This is a genomic window from Treponema zioleckii, assembly GCF_014737315.1.
Taxonomy (GTDB): domain Bacteria; phylum Spirochaetota; class Spirochaetia; order Treponematales; family Treponemataceae; genus Treponema_D; species Treponema_D zioleckii.
Genome location: NZ_JPUF01000016.1, coordinates 30,513 through 52,043, shown reverse-complemented (window position 1 = coordinate 52,043; position 21,531 = coordinate 30,513). Strand labels below are relative to the sequence as shown.

General features: G+C 45.0%; 16 protein-coding genes. 2 read left to right on the top strand and 14 right to left on the bottom strand.

The genetic code is table 11. The annotated features are described in order from the left end of the window. Positions 1-7 precede the first annotated feature (7 nt). The 13 genes from JI65_RS05935 to JI65_RS05875 all read right to left on the bottom strand — a co-directional run bounded on the left by JI65_RS05935 (position 8) and on the right by JI65_RS05875 (position 14,762). Entirely contained in the window at positions 8-1,234 is a 1,227-nt protein-coding gene (locus JI65_RS05935) for an SPFH domain-containing protein (protein ID WP_191014467.1), read from the bottom strand. 83 nt (positions 1,235-1,317) lie between these two features. Further along, on the bottom strand, positions 1,318-2,496 hold the full coding sequence (locus tag JI65_RS05930) for an iron-containing alcohol dehydrogenase (protein WP_191014466.1): 1,179 nt from the start codon (positions 2,494-2,496) through the stop codon (positions 1,318-1,320). After that, entirely contained in the window at positions 2,496-3,428 is a 933-nt protein-coding gene (locus JI65_RS05925) for an alpha/beta fold hydrolase (protein WP_191014465.1), read from the bottom strand. Before JI65_RS05925 ends, JI65_RS05930 begins: the two co-directional genes overlap by 1 nt. Positions 3,429-3,613: 185 nt before the next feature. After that, positions 3,614-4,597 (bottom strand): AEC family transporter, encoded by a 984-nt coding sequence (locus tag JI65_RS05920; RefSeq protein ID WP_191014464.1) that lies wholly within the window; start codon positions 4,595-4,597, stop codon positions 3,614-3,616. A 676-nt stretch (positions 4,598-5,273) separates the two neighbouring features. Continuing rightward, complete coding sequence (gene citG / locus JI65_RS05915) at positions 5,274-6,182, bottom strand: triphosphoribosyl-dephospho-CoA synthase CitG (protein WP_191014463.1); 909 nt, start codon at positions 6,180-6,182, stop codon at positions 5,274-5,276. Positions 6,183-6,190: 8 nt separating this feature from the next. Next, on the bottom strand, positions 6,191-6,706 hold the full coding sequence (gene citX / locus JI65_RS05910; protein ID WP_191014462.1) for a citrate lyase holo-[acyl-carrier protein] synthase: 516 nt from the start codon (positions 6,704-6,706) through the stop codon (positions 6,191-6,193). Further along, positions 6,706-7,740 (bottom strand): [citrate (pro-3S)-lyase] ligase, encoded by a 1,035-nt coding sequence (citC, locus tag JI65_RS05905; protein WP_191014461.1) that lies wholly within the window; start codon positions 7,738-7,740, stop codon positions 6,706-6,708. The genes citX and citC overlap by 1 nt, the downstream gene beginning before the upstream one ends. Before the next feature lie 293 nt (positions 7,741-8,033). Beyond that, positions 8,034-8,909: a YitT family protein gene (locus tag JI65_RS05900; protein ID WP_191014460.1), complete on the bottom strand. Its 876-nt coding sequence runs from the start codon at positions 8,907-8,909 to the stop codon at positions 8,034-8,036. Between the two features lie 310 nt (positions 8,910-9,219). Further along, positions 9,220-10,779 carry a citrate lyase subunit alpha gene (gene citF / locus JI65_RS05895; RefSeq protein WP_191014459.1) on the bottom strand — a complete coding sequence of 520 codons (1,560 nt, stop codon included), beginning with the start codon at positions 10,777-10,779 and terminating at the stop codon, positions 9,220-9,222. Beyond that, complete coding sequence (locus JI65_RS05890) at positions 10,779-11,702, bottom strand: aldolase/citrate lyase family protein (protein WP_197971906.1); 924 nt, start codon at positions 11,700-11,702, stop codon at positions 10,779-10,781. The genes citF and JI65_RS05890 overlap by 1 nt, the downstream gene beginning before the upstream one ends. Then, positions 11,699-11,998: a citrate lyase acyl carrier protein gene (gene citD / locus JI65_RS05885; protein WP_191014458.1), complete on the bottom strand. Its 300-nt coding sequence runs from the start codon at positions 11,996-11,998 to the stop codon at positions 11,699-11,701. The genes JI65_RS05890 and citD overlap by 4 nt, the downstream gene beginning before the upstream one ends. A gap of 151 nt (positions 11,999-12,149) precedes the next feature. Further along, the gene (locus JI65_RS05880) at positions 12,150-13,517 is read right to left on the bottom strand and encodes a CitMHS family transporter (protein ID WP_191014457.1); all 1,368 of its coding nucleotides are present in this window, start codon (positions 13,515-13,517) and stop codon (positions 12,150-12,152) included. Positions 13,518-14,072: 555 nt separating this feature from the next. Then, positions 14,073-14,762, bottom strand: coding sequence for a response regulator transcription factor (locus JI65_RS05875; RefSeq protein ID WP_191014456.1), 690 nt, complete (start codon positions 14,760-14,762; stop codon positions 14,073-14,075). Positions 14,763-15,258: 496 nt separating this feature from the next. On the opposite strand from JI65_RS05875, the gene JI65_RS05870 reads away from it, so the two are divergent. After that, positions 15,259-17,472, top strand: coding sequence for an ATP-binding protein (locus JI65_RS05870; RefSeq protein ID WP_191014455.1), 2,214 nt, complete (start codon positions 15,259-15,261; stop codon positions 17,470-17,472). Positions 17,473-17,728: 256 nt separating this feature from the next. After that, a complete protein-coding gene (locus JI65_RS05865) occupies positions 17,729-18,808 on the top strand; it encodes a hypothetical protein (protein ID WP_191014454.1) in 1,080 nt (359 codons plus the stop codon). Positions 18,809-18,896: 88 nt separating this feature from the next. Here JI65_RS05865 and JI65_RS05860 read toward each other — a convergent pair whose 3' ends face one another. Beyond that, positions 18,897-21,485: a homocysteine S-methyltransferase family protein gene (locus JI65_RS05860; protein ID WP_191014453.1), complete on the bottom strand. Its 2,589-nt coding sequence runs from the start codon at positions 21,483-21,485 to the stop codon at positions 18,897-18,899. Positions 21,486-21,531: the final 46 nt, after the last annotated feature.

Below are 21,531 nucleotides of genomic sequence, written 5' to 3'. Positions count from 1 at the left end.
AACTATTTTACGAAAGCCTGTTTCCGCAATTCTGACAGAACTTCGTCCCCGGAGTGTACGCCGTTCCGCAACGCGGGCAAGCCGTGTTCTGAACCATTCCTGCAATATTGTTCGCAGTTGCAAGGGAAGCTCCGCATGTTGAGCAACGTTTTGCAGTACTGTCGTTGTCTGCCCCGCAAACCGGACAAGGATTGTACGGGTCACCGCAGAACGGGCAGAATCTTGATGTTGAAGGGAATTTTTTAGAACAGCGAGAGCAGAACACTTCGCGAACGTTTCCCATTCCGTTTCCGGCGCCCATGCCACCAGCCGGCGCACCGCCAAAATTATTCGGCTGACCGCCCATCCGCCCGAATGCATTCGCCCCCTGCGGAGGAGTCATTACCTGCTGGCCAAGTCCGCCGTTTCCGCCGTAGCCGCCGCCCATCATCATTGCGGCACCAAAAAGCCCGATTCCGCCGTTACTGTGATTTACGGCATTGTTTACAGCACCAAAGCTCTGTTTCTGCTGCCAAGTGTAGCCAGCGATATTCTGTGCCGAACGGTCGCTCAATGCATCGGAGATTTTTTTGCCGTCAGGCGTGCTTGTGTCCAAATCAACGGAAGTTATGTAAAATCCCACAAGCTCAAAGCCGTATTCGTCCCAGAACTGTGCCAACGGTTCCCGCATAAAATTCGAAAGATTATCGAGATAGCCTGCAATCATGTTGATTCCAACGCCGTTTGCAGTCATAAACTGAAGGATTGAACTGTTCGTCTTTGAGATAAGCGGGCCGTTAAAATGCTCAGTCAAATCCTGTGCCGTAAAAGAATTGAGCGTTCCTACCAATTTTACAAGGAATTTTTCTGCATCCTTAACTTTTAGTCCGTAATTTCCTTTTGCCAAAATCGGAATCATCTGGCCGTAGTCCGGATCCATAAAACGCATTGAGCTGGTCTTCCATTCACTCGTGAGCGAAGAAACTTTGTTCACGAACCACACTTCCGAGGTGAACGGATTTTTTCCGCCAAACGGGATTCCAAAAAGATTCCTTAAAAGCGGAAGGTTCTCGGTGTTAAGAGTGTGCTTTCCAGGTCCGAATTTTCCAAGAATCTGACCTTTAGAAAAAAGCACCGCCTCCTGGCTTTCACGCACGACCAGTTGTGTCGCAGTGCTCAAATTGTCCTCCGGAAATCTCCAGGCGAATATGTCATTCGTCTGAGGCTTCCACTCGACCATATCAATAAATGCCATAAATTACTCCATACGATAGCTGAAAATCAACGCTATCTAAATTATAACCTCATTCTATATAAATTAAATTCGTCTGTAAAAAATTATCGGGCTGCCTCATAAATATTGCGCATGTCTTCTTCGTACAAAACTTTTGCGTTGCCGACTTTTCCGCCGGTGGCAATCGCACATTTTTTTGCAAGTTCCGTAATTTGCTCGTCGGTAGGCTTTACGCCAAGTTCCCGAAGATTCGTAGGCATGTTGATTTCTCTGTAAAAATCTTCCGTGGCCTCAATTCCTTTTAGGGCGATCTCTTCATCAGTGCCAGAGTTTTTAACGCCCCACACTTCGATTGCAAATTTTTTGAATCTCGCAAGACAATCTTTGTAAACGTAACGCGCCCAAGTACCCCAAAGAGCCGAAAGACCGGCCCCGTGCGCCACGTCGAACATTCCACTAAGCTCATGCTCAAGCCTGTGAGTCGCAAAATCATTTCCGCCGTTTCCAAGACCTGTCAAATCGTTGTGGCTCAAACTTCCGGCCCACATGATTTCTGCACGGGCATCGTAGTCATTCGGATTCTTGAGCAGGATTCTTGTGTTCGAAATTACAGTCCGCATCAAACTTTCCGCAATTCCGTCGGTAAGCTGCATGTTTCCGTTGCTCGTAAAATATCGTTCCATTGTGTGCATCAAAATATCCGTGGAACCGCACATCGTCTGGAATTTCGGCAAAGTCATCGTAAGCTCAGGATTCATGATTGCAAATTTCGGTCTGCAAAAATCTGAATTCGAACCGCGTTTTTTCCAGCCATCTTCGTTCGTAATTACGGCACTGTTGCTCATCTCGCTTCCAGAAGCCGCAAGAGTCAGAACGACTCCGATTGGAAGACAATTTTTAGGAGAATTTTTCTTTTCAAAAATGTCCCAAACGTCAAAATCGTTCGTCACGCCGTAACCAATCGCCTTTGCGCTGTCAATGACAGAACCGCCGCCCACGGCAAGAATAAAATCAACGTTCTCTTTTTTGCAAAGCGCCATTCCTTCCCGAACGAGCGAAAGACGCGGATTCGGAACGACACCGCCGAGCTGAACGTAAGGAATGCACACTCCGTCAAGCGACTTTTTGATGCGATTGAGCAATCCACTTTTTTCGACGCTACCGCCACCAAAATGAATCAGGATTTTTGAAGCACCAAAATCTTTGCACAACATTCCCACATTGCACTCGCTGTTTTTTCCAAAAACAACTTTCGTTGGCGCATAAAAAGTAAAATTATTCATCAAAAACCTCCATTCGTGCGCTCAAGGAATGCAGCAATGTCTGTCCGCACTTCTTCCGCACAATCGTCCAAAAGAATTTCATGGCGATAGCCATCATAAAGTTTTACAGTGCAATCTTTTATGCCGGCAAGTTTGTAATTCTCGCAAACTTTAGGAACATCCGCGCCGTAATTTCCAACAGGGTCGTCCCCGCCGGCAATCAGGAAAATCGGCAAATCACTTGGAGTCTTCTCAAAGGTTTCTGGAAGGTTCGCGTCCCGGTTCACTTCCATGAGCATCTTGTAGCCGTCAACGCTGAACAAAAATCCGCAGTACGGGCTTTTAATGTAATTGTCAACATTTGTTCGGCTCACCGAAACCCAGTCGTAAGGCGTGCGGGCTGGCTTCCAGCGGTCGTTGTACGAGCCAAACGAACATTTATCAATGAATTTGCTCTTATGATTTTTTCCAAAAATCAGGCGAAGGACTTTTAAAACTTTAAGACCGAGCGAAACAGAAGGATTGGTTGCCCCAGTTCCGCAAACGATGAGCGAATTGTATTCCGTGCCGTATTTTGAAGCCACGAGCCGAACCACAAAACTTCCCATGCTGTGACCGAAGAGATTGATTTTTAGCGAAGGATTTTCTTTTTGTGCAATTTCCGTCATTTTGTGGGCGTCTTCAACAAGCGTAAGAGCCTGCTTGTCATCAAGGAAAAGTCCCAGATGCTCAACATCCTTTGCGCTCGAACCGTGACCGACATGCTCGTGAACATAAACCACGAAGCCTTTTTGGGTAAGAGTCTCCGAAAGCCCTTCATACCGTTCAGCATACTCCGCCATTCCGTGAACGATTTGAAAAACAGCCTTCGCCGCGCCTTCTGGCGAATACTTAAAATAACAAATTCGGTCTGCCCCGTTCGTGCTGTCAAAAAACAACTTCTCTTTTTTCATAAACTCTCCATATTATAAAGTTACAGGTGCAAAAATCTGCTTTGCGTCCGCTATGCCGCCTAAAAAAGATGACTGAGTTTTAGAAAAACTGTCGCTTCATTCGCTCACGACGCTCAGAATCATTTTTTTATTCGTCTTCGCTACCGGCAGAACAGACTTTTGCTCCATTTGACTTTATTAAATTATTAAAAAATTCCGATTGCCCGAAGGACCGCAATCAGTATAAAAATCGTGATTCCAGACAAAAGCGTTGTCCAAACGACAATCTGCGTGGCAAGTTCGCCGTCGTTGTGCATTTGGTTTGCCATAATCGCGCTTGCGACTGCGGCAGGACTGCCAAAAAGCGGGAGAAGCGCCGCAAATTCAGGGCCACCAAAATGCGGAAAAAACATGTGAGCCGCAAAAAGCCCCGCACATGGCGCAAAAATTAGCCTAAAGAAAACCGCCACAGTGATTTTTGGAAGAAGATGACGCGCGGCAGAAAATTTGAACTGACCGCCAAGAATAATGAGCGCGAACGGAGTTGTGATTTTTGAAAGATTCTCAATCGTGCGGTAAACAAAACGCAAGTTGCTTTCTTTTAAAGTCCATCCGCCAAGATACGGACGAAGAAGCTGGCACACAAAGCCGAGTGCGATTCCTTCAATCAACGGATTTTGGGCGATTTTTTTTATTATGCTCACCAATGAAATCTTGTTGTTTTCGTTTTTTATGAACACGCTCAAAAGAATCACCGCCGAAATATTAAAAATCGGAATCGTACAGGCAAGAACAAAGGCCGCGCAAGGAACTCCATTTTCGCCGAACAAGTTCATTACGAGCGGAACACCGAGAATCGCGTAATTCGAACGGTAGAATGCCTGAGCCATAACGCCTTTCTGCTTTGGGTCTTTTACAAAAATCATCGCATAAATCACGCCAATCGCTATGAGCGAGAACAAAGCGATTATCGTAAAAATCACCAAATCGGCATATTTTGGGTCGAAAGACTGAATATTGTAGATGCTTACGAACATCGTGCTAAAAAAACAGAATCGAAAACAGAATTTATTCGCAGTGGACAGAAAATCATCCGTAAAAAAATTTTTCTGTCGAAGAACGTAGCCAATAACGACAAGAAGAACAAGCGGCAAAACCGCATTCATAGAAAAAGATAGAGTGTCAAACATGATTCAGTTTACTACAAAAAATGAGAATTGGAAAACTCCAAAATCTCAAGGAAATCCACATTGTAAACTTGCAAATACAAAAATCCGCGCTGCCGTTCGCCAGGCTGACGAAAACCTGTTGTCTTGCTGAAGTTGATTCAGCATATTTTTCTTCCGATAATCAAACTGGTTTCTCTTTGAAACTGTGCAACTATAGGAGTTCTTGCGGACTCTGACACGGTTGGCGGTTGGTCTTTCTGGCTCAAGTGGCTATGCCTTATGGCAAAGCTATATTTTTAGGCTGGGAGGGCATGCGGTGCGTGCGAAAGTTATCTTTTTGATACTTTGGATTATCGTGCTTCTTTTGCTCGGTTTTCCTGCATTTTAATCCACCTCTCTTCAATACACTTTTGAGAGAGCAAAATAAAACCGCCTGAGTCTTCCATACCTAAGGCGGTTTTTTAAGCATAGTATGAAGGCCAACTAAACCTTAGTTGCACTTCTTTTGCAGTATATCGGATAACCCCGAATAAATCCATAGATTTTTTGCTCCAACTTCGCTCAGCAAGCAAAAAAAGCCGCCCTGCCGAAGCTGATTCAGCCTCTTTTCCTTCCGATAATCAAATTGGTTTCTCTTTGAAACTGTGCAACTACAGGAGTTCTTGCGGACTCTGACAAGGGATTTTCTTACGCCTCGCTATAGCCCGCTTACCGCAGCAAGGAACACTGTTACCGCAAGAATGTCGGCAGCTCCGCCGGGGCTTATGTTTTTTTGGACGCATTCTTCGTTCAGTTTGCAAACCCGCTCAATATCTTCCGGCGCAAAAACCGTTTTTTCGCCCAGAATCGAATCACATTCACTTTGCAGCCACCGAAGCGTTTCCGGAGAACTTCGGCTAAGCACATTCGTGTCAGAAAGATTTTTTACAATGTGCAAAAGTGCGATTATATTCCGGTTGTTTTCGTCAGGATTCACTTTTAAAAGTTTTTTGTAGAACGGAAGAGCCACTTTGTAAATTATCGGAAAGCCTTTCTGAGCCTCGCCGCGGATTCCCTTCTCGCCGTATTTGGCGAAGAGCTTTTCTCCGTGAGTTTTTGGCTCACGGCTCGCCATTAAGGCAAAATCCTTTTCGAGCGTTTCAAAAGTCATTTTTTTGGCGTTCAAAAAAACTTCATCCAAAAAATCATCAATCAATTCATCTGAATCATCAAAAAAATCATTTTGCAGATTTTTGTGCCTTTTTAGAGTAAAGCCCAGGGACGCACAAATTATTCCAAGCGTAAAGATGATTCCTTTGTGGGTGTTGACTCCGTTCGTCGCGGCGAACATTGCCTTTTCCGCATCAACGCCGATTTTACGAATCACCGCAAAAAGTTTTTCATCGCAAAGATTCTCAGGATTTTCGGAAAACTCAACACCGGCCCCGTACATTTTTGCAAGAAACGGCGAAATCGCGGCAGTGCTTTTTTCGAACGTAGAAACGTCCATGTCGCGGTGCGCGCCTGTGTCGTGCTTGTCAACAAGCCCCGGCTTTGGCGTTGTGTAAACTTCCGAAAGCAGGGCTTTTTCGATAAATTCACAAATTTGCGATTCAGGATAAATCATTTGGACTTTCAAGTCTCCTGCCACTGTTCGATTATTGAATTGATTTTTAAAACCAGCTCGCCCACGGTGTGAGTCCTGTTCCGTGAGCACGCGTGGGCGTCATTTCCGCAAAGCAGGCATTTTCTTTCTGGCGAACCAACATCGCTTCGCGAAACTTTTTTTCCGCCGGGAAGAATCACGTCAATGTCAAAAAGTCGCCCCAAAGAATCAGATTCCTCTGCCGGCAAGAGCGCCTTTTTTATTTCAAAACCGTCGCCTTTTATCGCCGCGTAAAATTCGTTCCCCGTAAAAAGACGGAAGGTCTCAGTTTTTAAAATCTCAGTTCGCGCGTTTTTAAGGGCTTCTAAAATCCGCCTGCATCCTTCGTCAAAAGCTTTGTCGAACAGCGGCGAAGATTTTACAGGCCCCGGAATGTTCAGCATAAAACTAACGAGCGGCGAACCGAATTCTTCTATATATTCGTGCTGTTTTGCAGCTCGTCGCTCGCGGGCATTTGCCATATCAATTACCGAAACTTCGTTCATCAATTGAATCCTTTTTTTGCCGCAAGATAATCGTAAGTCGTTTTTGGAAGCATTTTGGCCGCAGCTTCAAAATCTTTTTCCTGAATGAATTTTCTGACCGAAGACGCGCTTATCGTAAGCCCGTCGTTCTGAAGCCGTTCAAGTTCCGTCACTTCAATTCCGTAGGCAGGAAGATTTTCTTTTAAAAGCTCGTTGTATGCCTTTGTAACTTCGCTGCTAGGCTCCGTTCCCACGAATCGGCGGGTGATTCCGAGTTCTTTTGCGATGTGCTCCCTGAAAATCTGGATGTCGAGCATACAATTTATTGAGAAGGCGTTAACTTTGTCTTTTATAAAATAGGTCGGAAAAACTACAGGCGAAATCAAATAATCAGAAGTCACATGAAGAATCACGTTGTCGAGGTCTGCAGTTCCAGCCTGAACCATGTTGAATCTGTCCTGAGCGGTTATCCAGCCCTGCTCGGCAGAAAGCACAAAAACGTGAACCCACTTGCATTTTTTTGAGGCTTCTTCCACAAGATATCGATGGCCCAGCGTGAACGGATTGCAGTTCGCAACGATTGCGCCGATTCCCTCGCCCGCGGGATTTTCCTTTCCCTGGGCCATGCGTTCTTCCGTTTCGGCGTGAAGGGATTCCACATATTTCTTAAAGCCGTCCCGCTTGTTTTCCAGCAAAAGAACGTGGTCGGTCTCGGCAACTGGATACAACCCCATGTGGGTAAAGACTGTTTTGTTTTTTGGCTTGGTGAACCCAAAATAATGAAAGATTCCCTGGTCCGCCAGATGCTGGAAAAGATTTGACATTACCGGTGCAAGAAGATTCTGCCCCTGATGTTCCGGAGAAACGGCTATGCACTTTAAGACGTTTCCTTCGCACGAACCGCAGGCGATAATCTCGCCTTCCTCATCGACAAGCTCAACCGTGTAGGTTATGCGCTCATCATAATCCAGTTCTTCTTTCTTTAAAAAAGACCTGAGCTGCTCAAGGGAATGTCCCGTAAAAGGGCTTCCGGTGCGAACCTCATAGTCACTCATCAAAACCTCCAGTATTTTTTATAATAACGGCAAAGTGCATTCATAACTGTCATGCTGAACTTGCTTCAGCATCTGTTCTATATATATTACAGAGATTCCGAAACAAGTTCGGAATGACTCTAGATAACAAAGTTATTGGACAGCTCTGTTAGGAACGGCAAGAGTAAACCCAAAATCGAAAAATCTGCTTCCGCCGTTGAACACTGCCCATGGCCAACACTCAGTTTTGCCCTGCAAAACTGATAGGAACGGCAAGACTAAAACCAAAATCGAAAAATCAGCTCCCGCCGTTCCTAATCCTCCCGTTTGTGATAGAATCTTCCGTACATGTGTTCTGTCTGTAGAGAATTTATGAATGAATCTGGGTCAACCTCACGAATACGGTTGATAACCTTGTGATATTCAGCCTTTGAGACAATCGAGTAGACTGTCGGTCTTGAAGTATGCTCGTATGAACCTTCGCCGTCCAGAATCGTAGCCCCGTGATGGCTAATCTTGTAAATTTCGGCACAAACTTCGTCAGGTTTGTTAGTTACGATTAAAAGCGTCTCGTGCTGATACTTTCGGTAAGCAAAGTGCAAAATCTGGGTAGAAACATACTGGAAGATGATTGAATACAGAGCCTTGTCCCAACCAAACATCAATCCTGCTGTACACAAGATAACGATATTCATGCCGAGAATCAAATTCCATGACTCCATATTTTTCTTTTCAGAAAGATAAATGGCAATAAAATCAGTGCCGCCCGAAGTCGCGTCGTTAATAAGGCACAGACTAATGGCAAGACCGTTTACGATTCCTCCGAAGATGCTTATTAAAAGAGTGTCGTAAGTTATTACGTAGCCTGGAATAAAGTCCGTAAAAAGACCAGTAACCACAATCATAAGACAAGAATACAGCGTGAATTTTTTGCCGATAAAACGAAAGCCAATGTACACCGGAATCGCGTTAAGAATCACGTTGATGATTGTGTAAGGAATATCAACATCCAAAAGAAGTTTTGCCGCACGCAAAATAAGGATTGTAAGACCAGTCGCTCCTCCAGGGTAAAGCCCGCCAGTTCGAACAAATGTTTTTATGTTCAGCGCCATTAAAAGCGAAGCTAAAATCATAGCAAAAAATCTTGTTAATTCCCGTTTAAGGATTTGTTTACCTGCGGTTTGACTCATTTTGAACGCACTCCCAAAATAAAGAACACGGATGCCCGCAAAAGGCGAACATCCGTGCACTGCAAAAATAACTATCCGTCATGGTTAACGTCGATTACCGAACGCAACAGAACAAATTAGTTAGGCCGAATTTCGAGTTTTCTGCCATGATGGTCGAGCACAATGCTGTCATGCTGAACTCGACCGCTTTCGTTTTCGCGGTCGCCTTGATTCAGCATCTGCCGTCATGCTATGAAAAAGATTCCGAAACGAGTTCGGAATGACAGGCTTTATAAAAACTCGAAATTGAACCAGTTAATATTTTAACTCGTTAATCCTTAAATTCAAAGTCTTTTGTCTGGCGAACAACGTCCATAATCGTACCGTCGCGTGCCTCAATGATTCCGACAACGCGGTCGCCGAACTCAACTTTTTCAGGCTCGCCCGTGATTGAGTAAGCAATGTCGCGAAGTTCTTCGATAGATTTGAACGGAAGGTCAACGTCTTTCATTGCGTCAATCAAGTCTTTTCGGAGCGGGTTGATTGCAATACCGTAATCAGTGATTACAACGTCAACTGTGTCGCCCGGTGTGGTAACTGTCGTAACGTCCGTGCAGATTGCAGGAATTCGTCCCTGAAGGAGCGGAGTGATTACGATTGTACACTTAGCACCAGCGGCTGTGTCCGGGTGACCACCCTGAGCGCCAGTAATAACACCGTCAGAACCAACAACTACGTTACAGTTAAAATGAACGTCAACTTCGAGAGCCGCAAGAATTACAAAGTCGAGTTTGTTTACGACCGCACCTTTGTTGAACGGGTCAGCGTACTCACCGGCAGAAATGCGGAAGTGGCGAGTCTGCTTTACGTTCTCAATAGCGTCAAGGTCAAAGTCCTGAGTGTCGAGAAGGCAGTCAACCTGATCGTTGTTCAAAAGGTCGCACATTGGTTTTGTAAGACCGCCGACACCGAATCTCATGCGGATTCCGCGCTCTTTCATAACTTTTGCAAGAGAAATTGTTGAAGCGATAGAAGCACCGCCAACACCTGTCTGATAAGAGAATCCGTCCTTGAAGTACGGTGTGTTCACTACAAACTGAGTACAGTAGTCAGCCATCATAAGCTTTCGCATATCTTTTGTAGGCTTTGCAGCACCAGTCGCAATTTTTGCAGGGTCTCCGATTTCGTCAACAACAACAACGTAGTCAACTTTCGTCATTGAAATGTGAGCCGGGAAGTTCGGGAACGGAACGAGAGTATCAGTAATCGCTACAACTTTGTCCGCATAGTCTCCGTCTACCATCGCGTAAGACAATACACCGCAGTTTGACTTTCCGCCAATACCGCGGCAGTTTCCGTATTCGTCGCAGCTCGGTGAGCCAACAAAAGCAATGTCAATGTGAGTTTCGCCCGTCTCGATTGAGCGAACGCGTCCACCGTGAGAGTACATTACGGCAAGACCTTTGAGCTTACCGTTCGAGATTGCCTGACCGATTTTTCCGCGAACACCAGAAGACTTGATGTTTGTAATCGTGCCGTCTTCAATGAAAGGAACGATTGGGTCATGAGCCTTTCCGAGAGAACTTGCGCAAATGGTAATGTCTTTAATTCCCATCTTGTGGATTTCTTCCATTACCATGTTAACAACGTAATCACCCTCGCGGAAATGGTGATGGAAGCTGATTGTCATTCCGTCTTTGATTCCGCACTTCTCAAGCACTTCCCTGATTGTCGGAACGAGCTTGCTTCCGTTTGAGTTGATTACACAACGAGTCTTTGGACCGTCTTTCTTGTATTCAAATCCATCAAAATGGTGGGTTCCCTGAAAAACTTCTTTGCCAGTAGCTTTAAGAATATCTTCTGGAATATCTCTTCCAACTGCATTAACCATTACAGATCCCCCTTATAAACGCCAGATGCTTTTGCCAAAGCGATTGTGCGCTTTGCTCCGTCGTAGAACGCAATGTCAATCATCTTTCCGTCAACAGTGAATACACCGATTCCCTTTGCCTTTTTGTCGTCGATTTCTTTTACAACTTTCTCGGCGAAGATAATGTCTTTTTCGGTCGGTGTGAAGATTTCGTGAACCACGTTAATCTGACGAGGATTGATGATTGATTTTCCGTCGAATCCCATGAGATGGATTGTCTCAACGTCTTTCTTGAAACCTTCCATGTCGTTAAGGTCTGTGTAAACGGTGTCGAAACACTGAACTCCGGCAGCGCGGGCAGCGATAATCATCTGCTGGCGGGCACCCATAAGCTCAATTCCGGTACCTGTAATGTGTGTCTGCAAGTCCTTCGTGTAGTCTCCGCCAGAAAGAGCGATTCCAAAAAGGCGGTCAGATGCCTGGCAAATGTCAAGGGCACGCATGATTCCGAGAGCAGACTCAAGGGCAGCCATAATAAGAACGCTTCCCTCTTTGCGGTTGAATTCGCGCTCAGCACGAATGATTTCTGCCTCAACGAGTTTTACGTCCTCCGCGCTTTCAGTTTTTGGGATTCGGATTGAATCACATCCACCTGCAACGGCACAGCGAATATCTTCCTTCCAGTAAGGGCTGTCGAGCCCGTTGATTCGAACTACAGTCTCGCATCCATGATAGTCGATTGTCTTTAAAGCGTGATAAAGCGAGAATCTTGCAGCGTCCTTCTGATTTTCTGCAACTGCGTCTTCCAAGTCGAGCATGATTGAGTCCGGCTTGTAGATGAACGGGTCTTTTACGAGGCCTGGCTTCTGCGCGTTCAAGAACATCATTGTTCGGCGAAGACGTTTTTTATTTGGGTTATCAATCGGTTTCTTCTGTGTGCTCATCTGATTTCTCCTCCCCATGGCAGGTTATCAAGCTGTCCGACAGAACGGAATGCGGCTGCCTCAATGCGGGCTTTAATAGTGCAGTCAAGCGCACCTTTGTCCACAACTGCAATTTTTACGTTATCGATATGAAGGCGTTTTAGCGTCTCAAAGGTAACCTCACGAATTTTGTTTCCGAACTGGCGGATTACAACGCTGTCCAAAGAAAAATCAATTTTTCCGTCGCCCGGTTCCAATGTAACCATACAGTCGCTGGATTCCAGTGTGCCTGCAACAGCCGGTTTCTTAATCTCCATGCTAACTCCTTATTCTCAGCGTGTGCTGAATACGCTCAATGAACCAGGCGCGCAAACACGCTTGGTCCAATATCTATTTTCAATATATTTCGTACCTAAAAGACATAAAGCAGAAAAAGGGGTACGAGCCCCCTTTTAGCGTTTCGCCCAATTAGAACTTAACGATTCCCAAAATAATTCCTGTTACGAGACATACGAAACTTACGCCCCAAACCCAAAGGAAGCTGTGCTTGATGTGTGTCTTGATGTCTATGTGCGCAAGACCAGTTCCGAGGAACGTTGCAGGAACACAAGGGCTGATGAACGTAGCACAGTTTCGGCAAACAACCATTGCAATACCGATGTGAAGTGGATTTACGCCGAATGCCTGTCCGATTGGAATAAGAACTGGGAGCAATCCGTAGAAGTATGAGTCTGTTGAGAAGAACAGAGCCAACGGTACAGAAAGAATACCAATGATAAGTGGAAGGAATCTTCCCATTGATTCTGGAATTCCGGCTGTAACAAGGTTAGCCATGTGTGTCATAATACTTGTGTGAAGAACGCTGTCCTCAGCTTTTACAGTTCCCTCAAGGATTCCCAAGAATACACCTGCAGAAAGGATTGTTGTAGCCATCATCAATGCGCTGTCGCAGTGCAATTTGATGATTTTTTTCTGCATTTTTGTTCCAGGGTAGTTTACGAGAAGTGCGATTACACAACCAATCATGAATGTGTGGTATGACTGCAATGGCAAGAATACCAAACCAAGGATGATTGCGAGTGTAAGAATTACGTTGAACCAGAAGAGCTTTGGACGAGCAAGTTCGTTCTTCTGAGCTGCTGTCTCATTCTCTTCTTCTTCATCATCTACTTCCCAAGGAAGTGTAGAGCCTTCTCCGGCACCACGTTTTTTCTCAACGATTCCCCAGAATACTGCTGTGAACAAAGCGATGATAATACCAACAAACTGCATAGGAAGAATCTGCTTCCACAATTCATTTGAATCGATTTTGAGGATTGAAGCAGTACGCATTGTAGGTCCGCCCCAAGGAAGGAGATTCATAACACCCATCGCTGTTACACAGATAAGCATCAAAGTCTGCGGTCTGATTCTCAAGCGTTTGTAGATTGGGTACATAGCCGGGATTGTGATGAGGAATGTAGAAGCTCCGCCACCATCCAAGTGACCAATCATAGCGATGATACAAGTCATCAATGTAACGCCTACAACATTATTTCCAACTCGTTTAACAAGTGCGTTAATGATAACATCGAACATTCCAACGTCAGTCATAATACCAAAGAACGTGACCGAGAAGATAAACAGAACTGCTGTACCGTGTACGCTCGAAACACCTTTCTTAACGAATGCGCCAATATCAGCCAAAGAGGCTGTTCCTGTCAAAAGCAAAATGATTGCGGTAATACATGGCACTGCAATAAATGCAATCATTGGACCTGTCCAGTTCTTCAAAAGAACAACGATAATGCCTACAATGGTAGCAAAACCAAGCAAGGCGAGCAAAGTTGGTGTCATAAAAACTCCTTTTGTTTATTCAACTAGCACGGACAAAATTCACAGAAAACACCCGCGCCAGCCAATCTCTCTTACAGTGTTTAATTCTAAGAGCGAACAATTCAAAAGGAAATTAACGGCAAATTACTCTTTTGTAAGAGCGACCTTACAATTTGTTAAGGGAAACGCTATAAGTTGACTTTTAGACTTAAAATTCACTCGTGCGTTTACGGAAACGCTATAAGTTAACTTTTAGAACTTAGATTCACTCGTGCGTTTCCCGCGATTTTTTCCTTACGGAAAAACCTCGCGCTTTGGTGAGATTTCTTGCACGGGTTCACAAAACACAGCGGCAAGGAGGGCCGTGTTTTGTGAGGGCAGTTGTATTACTCGCGCGCCGCGAGCAATTTTGGGAGAAAGGATGCTGGCAAGGGAAGAGGAAAGCGAGACGCTGCAAATTGACTTTTAGAGTTTAAGTTCGCTTTGTGCGTCTCCTGCGATTTTTTCCTTACGGAAAAAACTCGCACTTCGGTGGGGACACTTGCATAGGTTCACAAAACACGGCAGTTTGGCTTTTTACACCACGAATCGGTAACCAGAGCCTTTTACTGTAACGATGTAGACTGGATTTTTTGGGTCTTCTTCGATTTTGCCACGCAAACGATTTATGTAGACCATAATCGCATTGTCGTCAATTACGAAAGACTCACCCCAAACATGAGCGTGAATTTCTTCCTTTGAAATGACTTTGTTCGGGCAATGCAAGAAAAGAAGCAACAAGGCAGATTCCTTCGCCGAAAGAAGGAGTTCCTGCCCGTTCTTAAAAAATTTCATTGAATCAGGATTATAAGAAAATGGACCGAGCTGAATGCCATCTGTCTGCGGCTCCGCAACTGAATCATGGCAGCGTCGCAAGAGGGCTTTTACTTTGGCGCCGAGAACGACAGGTCTGAAAGGCTTTGTAACATAATCATCCGCACCAATCGAAAGTCCGTAAAGCGAATCGTAATCCTCGTTGCGCCCACTTATAATCATCACAGGCGTTTTGATTCCATCTTCCCGAATCTGCTTTATAACCTCAAAACCTTCCATGTCGCCGAGCATAACATCCATCAAAATTATGTCGTAAGCGTTGTTTTTTAGTTTTTCGAGAGCCTGAGAGCCGCTTGAAACACATTCAGATTCCAATCCGTTGATGTCCATCACTTTCTGCAATAATTTTCGTATTGAATCATCGTCATCAACAATCAGAACTTTATCAGCCATTCAGAACCTCATATTCATTGTAAAAAGGAATCGCTACAATTATAATTGCACTAAAATCAATCGTCAATGTAAGGGCGCGGCAAGAGTCAACTTAAAAATTTTGGGTGAATTTTGCCGCGCCCCGCGAGTTTTTCTTTCGAAAATCTCGCGCTTCACTTGGGTACTGCGCAAACTTAAAAGTTTTGAGTGAAGTTCGCCGCGCCCCGCGAGTTTTTCTTTCGAAAATCTCGTGCTTCACTTGGGCACTGAGCAAACTTAAAACTTTTGACTGAAGTTCGCCGCGCCCCGCGAGTTTTCTTTCGAAAATCTCGCGCTTCACTTGGACATTACGCAAACTTAAAAGTTTTGAGTGAAGCTCGCCGCGCCCCGCGAGTTTTCTTTCGAAAATCTCGCGCTTCACTTGGGCACTGAGCAAACTTAAAACTTTTGAGTAAACTTTGCCGCGCCCCGAAATTTTTTCTTAGAAAGTGAGCCAAAAGTGTTTATGAAACTGAATATGAAATTAAAACAAATATTTCTGCCGCTGGCAAAACCGTTCAACCGAGCGCTCGTTGCCGCAATCACCGCAATGATAATTTTTATGGTCGCGGTCGTTTATTTTGGACTTGTAATCGCAAAAAGATACAGAAGCGCGCTAACTGACAATCAGAGCGGGGCCATGCTCCAAACCGTGCAAAGCATGGCAGACAGCCTTGAAGCGCTATTTCTCGAATATAATTCGGATTTAAAAGCCTATTGCCAAATCATCGACTCAGGAAACGAAATTACCCGCGAAATCTGCGAATCCTACGTTGATTCCCACAAGCCGCTCGTGGCGGGAATTTACATTGAAACCCACGGCGAGCCGATTATTTACGGCGAAAACGAAAACTGGAACGGAAAGATTTCAAGAATTTACTCAAGCAGCAAAATGGACGGAAAAACCGTCCTGCATCTCGTGCGTTTCGAAAGCAACTGGATGGGGCTTTTGCTGAGCCATCAGCGTGAAAACGGACTTTCGGCCTCAATAATCATCAATTTAAAACATTTTTACGAAGGCCGACTCGCAAAATTCCACTTTGGCGACGAAGGATATTTTGTAATCAAGGATTCAAAAGGAATAATCCTGCTGCACCCGGAAGAACGACAGTGGGGAATTCAGGTAATTGAAGGACGCAACGAGCTTTACCCCGGAAAAGACATGCGGAGCCTAAAAAAAATGATTGACAATCAGCTTGAAGGCAAAACCGGCATTGAAACTTACACATCTTATTGGTGGACGCAAGAAGGCTCTCCCCGCTCAAAAAAAATCAGCGCGTATGCCCCAGTGCCACTCGGAGAAGACTTTCTTGTTGTAAGTGCGGTAATCAAGGCAGACGAGATTGACGAAACAATCACGAAAAGTCTTTCGAATATGTTCCTGCTTTTTGGAACGTTCACTTTTGGCGTAATCAGCATGATTAGCTACATGATGTATCTCTATGCGCAAAACCGCAAGCACAGCGAAACCGCCGCATATTTTGCGAAGATGAACGACGTTCTGGAACAAATGCACCGAAGCGAAGAGAACATAGCGCACCAGCAAAGGCTCCAGATTATCGGAACGATGACCGGAGGAATCGCCCACGAATTCAACAATCTTTTAACGCCGATTATGGGCTACGCCGAGCTTTTGATGCTCGAACTTTCTGAAGACAGCGACGCATATTCCAGCGCGAACGAGATTTACGACGCATCCCTGAAGGCAAAAGACATAATCCAGCAGCTCGCGGGCATGAGCCGAAAGAACATCGAAAGCGCGTTCAAAACACTCAATGCAAAGGATTTGATTTTAAAAGCGCTCAAAATGGTAAAGACAATCTGCCCGGAAAACATTCAGCTCATAGACTCGGTAAATCTTGATGACGAGTGCATTCTCGGAAACACGACGCAGCTCAATCAGGCAATCCTTAACATCTGCATGAATGCCGTCCACGCAATCGGGCATGCAAACGGACACTTGCAAGTCGTTGCCGCAAAGGTCGGAAAAACGGAGCTTCTTGAAATTTCGGACATGGAGCGGAACGAAGAAAGCTGGAACTATTATCTTCGAATCGACATAATCGATGACGGTTGCGGAATGAGCAAAGCCGTTATGAAGCAGATGTTCGAACCGTTTTTTACGACCAAAAAAAGCGGTCAAGGAACCGGGCTTGGCCTTTCCGTAACCGAGCAGATTGTAACGGCACACCGCGGATACATCTACGCGCACAGTGTCTTGGGAAGCGGAACTGTCTTCCATTTGTATTTTCCGATTGTAAGTGACGAAAATCATCAGAACATTTCAAATGATTTTTCGACTTCGCTAAAAGAGCAGGAAAAAAAGATTTCTCTTCTTATTGTTGATGACAACAGAAAAGTTTTGAATCAGCTCGAAAAGAATTTTAAAAAATTACCAGTCGCCTTAACATGCGCAACAAATTTTGAAGCTGCACGAAAGGAACTTTCAACAAAAAGATTTGACGTTATAGCCCTTGAAGCCTACATAAACGGAGACAGTGCCATTGATTTCTGTATGTCGATTCATCAGCATGAACCAACCATAAAAATCATCATGGCCGACATGATTGACCGCGAACTTGCCGAAGCAAGGCAAAGTCACATCATAAACGATTACGTAATGAAGCCAGTCTCCGTGCATACGTTGCTACGAACAATGAAAGGGACCGCACACAGTTTAGATTTGAGATAGAAGTTTGGGTTTTGCGGTCCCCGTTATATAAGTGCTTCGCATATCGTGGCGGCAAGCAGGGCCACGATATGCGAGGTTAGTTTCCGGTGCACTCCAAAAAGTTCATTGCACAGTGTCATTCCGAACTTGTTTCGGAATCTCCGAATCTAGATGCTGAAAACTTCAGCACGACAATACATTTGCGAATTCCATAACTAAGTACAGGAATATGATTTGTCACATTGAATTTTCGCAATGTGCATTTATAATTATTTCTATGAAGCATAAAAATAAGTCAAACAAAAAAGTCATTTTTTCAATCATTTTTTCACTTTTCATTTTGGCAGGCTGCGCAACAAAAATCACCGCAACGTTCGAGAGACCTGCGGAGCTAGACTTACGTGGAGCTAACAAAATCGCCGTACTTCAGTTCCAGACTTCGGACAAAGTTTCTTACAGAGACTATCACATAAGCCACGGTGGCAGGATTGAAACAATCGCTGTTTTTATAACCGACTTGTTCAGACCGTCGCCAATCGAAGAAGTTCAGAACGAAATCTCTTCATATCTTACGAGGCAACTCACAAGCAAACTCTCGGAATCAAATTATTTTACGCTAATCCATGCAGATGCGATTTTGGCGGCAATCAACAACGGTAACAAAATTCCAACGGACGTGTATCTTTCAGGAAGAATCGAAAGCTTAAAAGTCAAAATTGATGAAGAAAAAACAAAAATTCAGAAAAAAGACTCCGCTGGAAAAATCACTACGGAAATAAAATGGAGCTACACCAAAAAAGTCGATGCCACGATTTCTTACTCAGTCATTTCCGCAAGCGATAACAGCATAATCGCAACGCGCTCAAAACAAATCCATAGGATTTCCAGCTCAAAAAGCAGGCGAAAAGACCTTCCGAACGAGTTTGAATTAATCAAGTCAGATTTGGACAGTCTGATTTTACAAATCATGCGGGAATTAAAGCCTTACACCGTAACAAAACAATTCAAACTCTTAAAAGCAAAAAACAACGACCAAATGGAAATGGCAAACCAATTTGCAAAAGTCGGTGAGTTTGATGACGCATACGCCATTTATAAAGAAATTTACGACACTACAGGATTATTCGAAGCGGGGTACAACGAAGCTCAGATGCTTTTTGTGCAGAACAAATTATACGATGCACAGGCATTGATGCAGCAACTCGTGAACAAAACCGGTGACTCACGGGCATTCTATTCGCTCGACCAAATAAAATCAGAAATCCGCTACGCCGAAAAAGTTGACTACCAAAAAGAACTTCGAGAGAAAAATGCAAACCAAGACGAAAGCACCTCTTACGTTGAAGACGCAAAGTAGGCACAGACGACACAGCGATGAGACACAGATAAAACAAAAAATCTGTGTCCTATCTGTGTGAATCCGTGTGCATCTGTGTCAGAAAAATCTAGTTTCCAAAAACTTCTTTGGCGATTGCAACGCTGCTCATGGCATCTTTTGCGTAGTAGTCCGCGCCAATTTGTGTGGCGTAATCCGCAGTGAGCACGGCACCACCCGCCATGATTTTTGTGGACTTTCCGGCTTTAGAAAGAGCTTCCCGAAGCATTTTTATAGTCGTTTCCATGTTGCCAACGGTAGTCGTCATAAGAGCCGAAAGCCCGACAAGCTGAATGTCGTTTTCAAGAACGGTGTTCACCACGGTTTCGTAAGGAACGTTCTTTCCAAGGTCAAGGACAGTGTAACCGTAATTTTCAAGCATTGCCTTTACAATGTTCTTTCCAATGTCGTGAATATCTCCAAAAACGGTGGCAATTACGATTTTGCCCTTCTCTTCCTGCTTAACGCCAGTCACTTCCATGTGCGCCTTGATTACCGCAAAAGAAGCCGAAACCGTGTCCGCACTGAGCAAAAGCTGCGGCAAGAATTTTTTTCCGACCTCAAAATCCTTGCCCACCAAATCCAAAGCAGGAACAATGCATCGGTCAATAATATCCACGGGCTGCTTTCCTGCGTCCAAAAGTTTTTTTGTATCGGCAGGCGAAGAATCTTTGAATCCTTTGCAAATTGTTTCTATCAAATTGTGTTCTTCATCGGTCAAATCTTCTGGAAGAGTTTTTACCGTGTTCGACAGAGTTACAGCTTCTTTTTTTGGAGCCGACTGCAAAGCCGACTTTGCCGCCTCGGCAGACACTCCGTAAACCGGGGCAGACGTTCCGTTGTATTTTTCGATATACGAAAGGCAGTTTTCGTCGTAGCCGGCAAGCGCGCGATAGCCGTAGTAAGTTTCCATCATCGGCTCGCTGAGCGGATTTATGATGCAGGCAGACAAGCCAGAATACAAAGCCATCGCAAAAAAGCGCGAGTTCACAATATCTCGTCGGGGAAGGCCAAAACTTATGTTTGAAACGCCAAGTATGAACTGAAGGCCGTCCTTTCCGTATTCATCTTTAAGAATAGAAATCGCACGGCAAGTTTCAAGAGCTTCTTTTTGCTGAGAAGAAACCGTGAGCGTGAGCGTGTCGATTACAATATCGCGCACAGGAATATCGTATTTTGCAGCTTCGCGAATAATCTTTCTCGCAACCTCGCATCGTCCCTCGGCAGTCGGGGCAATACCATTCTCATCAATGCAGAGAGCCACCACAGAACCGCCATAATGCTTTACGAGCGGAAGAACTTTGTCCATAACATCCTGTCGTCCGTTCACCGAGTTGATGAGAGCCTTTCCGTTGTAATAGCGAAGCCCTTTTTCAAGTACGGGAGCCTCGCTCGAATCAAGCTGCAACGGCACGTTGAAGGCCGACTGAATCGTAGTGAGCGCGTCAACCATCGTCTGAGCCTCGTCAATTCCAGGAAGTCCCACATTCACGTCAAGAATCTGCGCGCCCGCATTAATCTGGCTTTCGGCCTCTTCGAGCACAAAATTCATGTCGTGTGCCTGCAAAGCCGCCTTGACCTTTTTTTTGCCGGTCGGGTTGATTCTCTCGCCAACAATCTGCGGGCCAGCCTTGCCGCCAATCTGCACGGTGGAGTTGTAAGAGCAGACAAAAGTTGAATTAAAAAATTGCTTTTTGATATTTTTAACGGATGCCGAATCAAATTCTGCATTCCCAACCGATTCATCTCTGGAAGAAGCAAGAACGAGATTCTTCATCGCTCCGATGTGCTCAGGAGTCGTTCCGCAGCAGCCGCCAAGAAGACTTACGCCTTCAAGCCAGTTTTGTTTTTGCGCTTCGGCGAATTTTTCCGCACCAACCAAAAACACCGCCTTGCCATTAATAACCGTCGGAATTCCTGCATTCGGCTGCACGAGAACTGGCGTGTGAGAATAAGCACAGAACTGGCGGGCAAGCTCCGCGTCATCTTTAAGGCTACCGCCGCAATTGAATCCAAGAACGTCAACGCGCAACGCCTCAAGATACGTTACGCAGGTAAGAACATCCGCACCGGTGAGCGTTCGAAGGTTTTCCTGAAAAGTCGGTGTGGCAACAATCGCAAGCGAAGTATTTTCTTTTACCGCAAGAATCGCCGCCTTCATTTCGTGCAGGTCGCTCATCGTTTCCAGGATTGCAAGCTCCGCTCCGTATTTTTCAGCCGTAGTCGCCGCAAGTTTGTAAGCGTCGTAAGCCTCGTCAAACGAAAGGTCGCCCATCGGTTCCAAAAGCCGCCCGATTTGACCAGAATCCCACGCCGCATAATGAGGCTCAGTGTTTCCGTCCGCCTCGCACTCTTCGATTGATTCAAGGAGAATCTTCATTTCTGCCTTGATATATTCTTCCATAGAATATTTGGCATTTTCGAGTTTTAGCGGATTTATTCCGAAAGTGTTCGCAGTAATAACATTCGCGCCGGCATCGAGATACTGCCGGTGGATAGATTTTATTATCTCAGGGTGAGTGATGGACAAGTCTTCCGGAATGTCATAATCCTCGATTCCAGTCGCCTGAATCATCGTGCCCATTCCGCCGTCAAAAAAAATCGGTTTTTCGTCCTGAACACGCTCTTTTAGAAAATCTTTAAATAATTTTTTTTGCATAATGAATCCTTTTTTTTGCTTCGACTTCGCTCTGTAACCGCATTCA

What these genes read in the sequence shown, in the direction of transcription:
- citX (WP_191014462.1), bottom strand. Translation starts at nt 6,706, where the DNA reads ATGAACGAAGTTTCGGTAATTGATATGGCAAATGCCCGCGAGCGACGA.
- JI65_RS05900 (WP_191014460.1), bottom strand. Translation starts at nt 8,909, where the DNA reads ATGAGTCAAACCGCAGGTAAACAAATCCTTAAACGGGAATTAACAAGA.
- citG (WP_191014463.1), bottom strand. Translation starts at nt 6,182, where the DNA reads ATGATTTATCCTGAATCGCAAATTTGTGAATTTATCGAAAAAGCCCTG.
- JI65_RS05920 (WP_191014464.1), bottom strand. Translation starts at nt 4,597, where the DNA reads ATGTTTGACACTCTATCTTTTTCTATGAATGCGGTTTTGCCGCTTGTT.
- JI65_RS05875 (WP_191014456.1), bottom strand. Translation starts at nt 14,762, where the DNA reads ATGGCTGATAAAGTTCTGATTGTTGATGACGATGATTCAATACGAAAA.
- JI65_RS05935 (WP_191014467.1), bottom strand. Translation starts at nt 1,234, where the DNA reads ATGGCATTTATTGATATGGTCGAGTGGAAGCCTCAGACGAATGACATA.
- citF (WP_191014459.1), bottom strand. Translation starts at nt 10,779, where the DNA reads ATGGTTAATGCAGTTGGAAGAGATATTCCAGAAGATATTCTTAAAGCT.
- JI65_RS05865 (WP_191014454.1), top strand. Translation starts at nt 17,729, where the DNA reads ATGAAGCATAAAAATAAGTCAAACAAAAAAGTCATTTTTTCAATCATT.
- JI65_RS05860 (WP_191014453.1), bottom strand. Translation starts at nt 21,485, where the DNA reads ATGCAAAAAAAATTATTTAAAGATTTTCTAAAAGAGCGTGTTCAGGAC.
- citD (WP_191014458.1), bottom strand. Translation starts at nt 11,998, where the DNA reads ATGGAGATTAAGAAACCGGCTGTTGCAGGCACACTGGAATCCAGCGAC.
- citC (WP_191014461.1), bottom strand. Translation starts at nt 7,740, where the DNA reads ATGAGTGACTATGAGGTTCGCACCGGAAGCCCTTTTACGGGACATTCC.
- JI65_RS05925 (WP_191014465.1), bottom strand. Translation starts at nt 3,428, where the DNA reads ATGAAAAAAGAGAAGTTGTTTTTTGACAGCACGAACGGGGCAGACCGA.
- JI65_RS05870 (WP_191014455.1), top strand. Translation starts at nt 15,259, where the DNA reads ATGAAATTAAAACAAATATTTCTGCCGCTGGCAAAACCGTTCAACCGA.
- JI65_RS05930 (WP_191014466.1), bottom strand. Translation starts at nt 2,496, where the DNA reads ATGAATAATTTTACTTTTTATGCGCCAACGAAAGTTGTTTTTGGAAAA.
- JI65_RS05880 (WP_191014457.1), bottom strand. Translation starts at nt 13,517, where the DNA reads ATGACACCAACTTTGCTCGCCTTGCTTGGTTTTGCTACCATTGTAGGC.
- JI65_RS05890 (WP_197971906.1), bottom strand. Translation starts at nt 11,702, where the DNA reads ATGAGCACACAGAAGAAACCGATTGATAACCCAAATAAAAAACGTCTT.